We start from the raw sequence: 5,334 nt of genomic DNA, 5'->3' as shown, positions 1-5,334 counted from the left end.
ATGCAACTCCCGTTCACCAAAACGGGTCAATGCCAGTGTATTATCAGTATCATTCCATTGATGAACAATCTCTTGTCCATTAATACGTTCACTGCATAAACGACCTTGGTCGTCATACTCAAATTCAACCACCGAGTCAGGATTAGTCGCTTTTATCAATTGTTGACGTGCGTTATAGCTATATTGAGTCGTGGATAAGCAGCGGCTTTCTTGCTCATCTTCAAACCATTCGCTTTGTTCAACCACTAAGCCACTTTCATTATAGCGCCAACGCAGTTCATGGTTATCCGGATAGCGAGTGGCAATGCGACGTCCTAGTCGGTCATAGCGATAACAAATCTCACGCCCCGTAAAATCAACTTCACGAATGATTTGTCCCGCTTTATCCCGTTCGTAAAGATAAACCTCCCCGTTCGCATTCACTACTTTTTTAAGTCGTGTCAGTGAATCATATTCAAAGCGAATTTCACTGCCGTCAGGGCGTATCATTGCCAGTAAGACATCAAAAGGCCCATAACGATAACGGGTGGTTTTTCCTTCACCATCCGTCACCGCGATAACTCGGCGCTCACTGTCATAGTCTATCTGTTGCTCGACCCCATCGGGTAATAAAATCTTGCTGAGACTGCCGTTGGTACTGGCATGCTCAGTGCTGTATTGATAGCGTGTGGTGTGATTTAACGCATCAGTGTAGTGCAGTAAACGCCCCAATTCATCACTATGATATTCTGTGCTGTGTTGATAAGGATTGGTGGTTTTAATCAGTTGATGTGCAGGGTTATAGTGGTATTGCCATTGCGCACCATTGGGCGTAATGGCTTTGAGCAATTCACCATGTTGGCTATATTCATAGACCTGCTGACGCCCTTGCGGATCTGTCACTATGGTTAAATTGCCATTGTCATCATAGCTTAGCTGCCATTCATCGCCAAAGGCCGATGTGAAATGGGTAAGTTGACCATAGTCATTATAATCATAGTAAATCGCTTTACCATCAGGTAAATAGATATAGGCAAGCAGTCCATTATAGTGATAACCATACTCTGTGCGCTCACCAATCTCATTGATTTCTGCTATCTTTTTCCGCTGTTCCCATTCCGTATACGTTTCACACCATAATGGATCGATAGTGCGAGTCACCAGATTATCATCGTTATAATAATAACGTGAAAATCCACCCTCACCGTCAATGTAGGTTGTCATGCGCTGATAATCATCATAGATAAAGCGATCATTCCAAAAACCAGACGGTGAACGTGTGGCGACAACACGTCCTTGTTCATCATAATCAATCATCACTTCTGTACTGTCAGTATCCCCCCAAGCGACCATGAGTCCCTCAGGAGAATAACGATGCCATAAGTGGTTTTGTTGATAGGCATGACATTGACTAAGATAACCATGAGTATCGTATTCGCAACGTACAAAATCTCGAGGAGATGAGGTTGTGCTTTCAGAGCAAATGCGAACTAATTTATCCTGTTGATATTCGAGTATTAACGCTATGCCATCATGACGCTTCACACTGACAAGCTGGCTTTGCTCGTTATATATAAAATCAATACGATGCTGATTTAAATCAGTGATTGCACTTAATCGACGATATTTTCCTTGTCTGTGATTAAAATGTAGAAACTGTTGTTGCGTACTATCAAAAAGGGTTAAATCACCATCACGTTGTCCGGTGAGTAAAAAATGGGGAGCATGGGCATTTCTTGCACGGATCTCCTCTGTGGGAGTTATAAATGTAAAATTAGCACCATCACTGTCTTGATAGATGATGTTTCCGTCAAGTATATGTAAACAGCGTGACCATTCGTCTGCCCACTTCGGTCCAAAAAGTCCCTTTGCATTTGATGTGGATTTATATGTACGATGTAGAGATAACGGCAACAAGCCCGGTATCTGAATAATTGGCCACTGTTGGATAAAATCACCAGTAGCCACATTAACAGGCTCACCTTTACAGGTTGCACTAGAAGTACTGTTTCCATCGGACTCTTTGCTGCTGGATGTCGATTTATTCTCCGTTTGGCTATTATTAGCTTTATTAGGTGGCGTTTCTGTAGATACGCTTTCCGTTTTTCCTTCAATTTTAATGCCATTATCTGATGAGGTTATTTTCGGTGTTTCTGGGCTTTGGATCACCTCAGTACCTTTAGCGGCATTACTTCCTTTCTCTGTGGCGGAGATTTCTGCCCCTTTGATTGCCTCACTTCCTTTGGATATATTACTGGTCTCTGTCGCTTTTATTACGTCAGTAGCTTTATTTACCGCAGAAGTGCCTTCAGATATTTCAGTTATTTTAGTTCCTTCTGCTACTTTATTAATAGCATTAGCACCTTCAGCGACTTTCCCCACTTTTAAAAAAGCAGCGGCAATAGTCGCTATTTCAAGCCCACCTCTTGTTACTATTTCGACTTTATCGCTATCACTTTTTTTCCATTTATTCTCTAATTTTTCTTTTTCTTCATCGATAAGTTTACCTAATGCACGATATTTGGCTTTAGCGTCTTCCTTAACACCTTCAATACAGTTATTCCCCAACCTCCAGTTTTCTGCTTCGATAAGTCCCTCGATGGTTTTTTTGCTCGCATTTAGAGCCACGTTTTGAACTAGATCGGTTGGATTTATGTAATAATAAGCTTCCACAGCTGACTTTGTTGTACTTTCAACAAAACCAAGACCACCACGAGTCAGGCCAGTTATTCCATCCATTGAAGTATTATATAAACTGTTCCACCATGAATAATCTGTATTAATGTGTTCAATTCGAATATTATCAATGTATTCAGTTAATTGTTTGTCAATATCATTTAGAGAATCATCTCTTTTTTTATCCGCTTGCTGTTTTTGTTGACGGAGTCGCCCAATAAAACTTTCTTGTTCTTCTCGTTGCATCTCTTGCAGTGATTCTAACAATTCTGATGTCACGGGCGGATTGTTACAGGGGATTTTATTGCTCTCAATCGGCTCAGCAGGAGGTGCAACATTAGTAATTAAAGTCCCTAATGTATTGTTATTGTTCATTGCGACTAATGAACCATCTTGTGCAGCAGGTTGACCTTCAATACGGACCGATGGGCTCCCTGTAATAATTTGACAATCTCCACCGCCTAATGAGGTTCCAGATAATACACCGGCCCCCGTGTTACTTTGCGTTCCTTTGATTATTGAACCAACATTCAAAGTACAATATCCACGTGCTTTAACACTCAAGGCATATTGCTTTTGTGCATCTAAGCTTTGAAAACTATCAAAAGGAATAGCAGAACACCCTACCTGACAAACATCAGGGGTGGTTGCAACAACTTTGAATTGGTTTTCACCGTCACCAACATGTTTATCAGCCATTACAACAAGCTCCTTTTGTTTCTGCTGGAACCCAAACGCCTATTAATGCTTCCACAATCGGATATTTTGCGGGGATAACAAGTCGTTTCACGACAGAGATAAGACGACGATCTAAGTCAATAGTCAGTGTGTCTAAATCTGGTTTCAAAGAGAAAAGCTCACCTTCGATGTCTTGTAATATGATTTTCACACGATAGTCAGGTAATGCTGTAACGACCCGCGATGATTCAGGTAATAAACCTTCCAATAATATAGGTTCATTGCCCAATAAATATCCAGGATAGCGTAAAGACGGGTGCGCACTATTGAAAAAACGTTCATCAAAATCATCTGGATAAAACGGGAATTGGTTTTCTTGCCACTCTTTTCCATATGTTCCAGCGTATTCAACACGCCCTGCCCACCAACGGGAGATAGGCCCCATACCTTCACTAATTTGTCGAGTATCAATAGACAACGTATCAAGCGGTCTTTTACGAATATCTTCCATAATCTGAGGGGCTGGATAACGTTTTTGTTTATCAAGTGCCTCTACATCGGGATAAAACCCCATTCCAATGGGATTTTCTATTACTTGTTGCTGTTCTTGCTGAGGGGACTGCCATGTTCCTCCATAAGCCAACTCATGGCGTAAAGAAACCCCATCAACAGGTATTGGTTCACTCAAGCTCCATTGATCCTCTTGGTATTCCCAATAGTGAGGGCCAAACAAAGACCACGTTTTGCTAAAGTTTTCAATGCGAATACCTGCTCGCCATTGTGCCGTAGGCTGATTGCCTTTAGGGCGCGCAACCCCCAGTATATGGATATTAGTGCAAGGACGCGTCCACACTAAATCCGTTTCTTCGATTAAACTACTGGTTTCCGGTGCATGATAGTAACGATCTGCCATGTTTAAAGGGTATTGCTGTTCATTTAAATCCGAGTAATGCCCGCCAGTCTTGAGCCGAAAAGTTTGGCGCAATGCGATCACATTAAACAGCTCATCCTTTTTTCCTACTTTTTGGTATAAAAGATAAGGAAATGGGGTTGTGTTACTCACTTTCATATCACTATTCCCTTAGTTTAAATCGATATCTTTACCCGTAATTTTCACAGGACCTGTAGCTTCGAACTTAAATTCCTGACCATTAATCGTGACATGCCCACCATTATCCATTCGTAGCACACTTGCTCCACAACGTAATTCAATGACTTCACCGACATTGATAGATAATGTTTTGCCTACAGTAATTTTTTTATGTTGGCCTACCGTTTCGCTGTTATCTTTATCTATCGTTTCTGTGCGAGCGCCTTTCACCTGCATCTGTTGATTGTTTTCGATCACTTCAACATGATCGTGTAAAACATGGGTAGTGCGATCATGAAGAACACGGGTATTCATATCCTTCTGCGCATGAAGAAACACCTCTTGCTTACCGCCGGCATCTTCAAAACGCAATTCATTAAAACCTTCCCCTTTGTGGGTTTGGCTACGGAAAGTGGTTTGTGTCTTATTCTCTGGGAACTTAATCGGTGGTGCGTTACGACCATCATAGGTACAACCGGTAATCATCGGTCTGTCGATATCCCCATTCAGGTAGCTGACCAGCACTTGCGTGCCAATGCGCGGTACCGCAGAAAAACCATAACCATTTCCACTCCAGCCCATGGCAACCCGTACCCAGCAGGAGGCACTGTGATCGACACTTCCCCGACGATCCCAATGAAAATGCACTTTCACGGCGCCATATTCATTGACGTAGATTTCTTCCCCCGGCGGTCCCACCACCGTCGCCACTTCATCGCCGTCGGCCGTCGGTTTATAACGATAAGGGGGACGCCACTCTTGCGTGCCCGGAATAAAGGAGACGCTATTCGACAGTTGTGTGCCTTCGCCCCCGCTATTGTCCGCCAGTGGCTGTACACCATGATGGCTGACGCTGATCACTTGCCAGCGATCATTCATCGGCTGATGGGGATGCTGAGATAAGGTGAAGA

3 protein-coding genes are annotated in these 5,334 nt (G+C 42.7%); all 3 read right to left on the bottom strand.

Going from position 1 to position 5,334, the window contains the following annotated elements; all coding sequences use genetic code 11:
- Window positions 1-3,354 (bottom strand): DUF6531 domain-containing protein (locus ACYUCW_RS17575; RefSeq protein WP_460409151.1); only part of this gene is annotated, 3,354 nt, incomplete at its 3' end.
- On the bottom strand, window positions 3,347-4,402 hold the full coding sequence (locus ACYUCW_RS17570) for a DUF2169 family type VI secretion system accessory protein (RefSeq protein ID WP_004242737.1): 1,056 nt from the start codon (window positions 4,400-4,402) through the stop codon (window positions 3,347-3,349). The genes ACYUCW_RS17575 and ACYUCW_RS17570, both read right to left, overlap by 8 nt.
- A 12-nt stretch (window positions 4,403-4,414) precedes the next feature.
- A partial coding sequence (locus tag ACYUCW_RS17565; protein ID WP_460409150.1) for a type VI secretion system Vgr family protein occupies window positions 4,415-5,334 on the bottom strand: 920 nt, incomplete at its 5' end.

It is taken from the genome of Proteus sp. MB838 (assembly GCF_054767435.1).
This window is presented reverse-complemented; position numbering and strand designations above follow the sequence as displayed.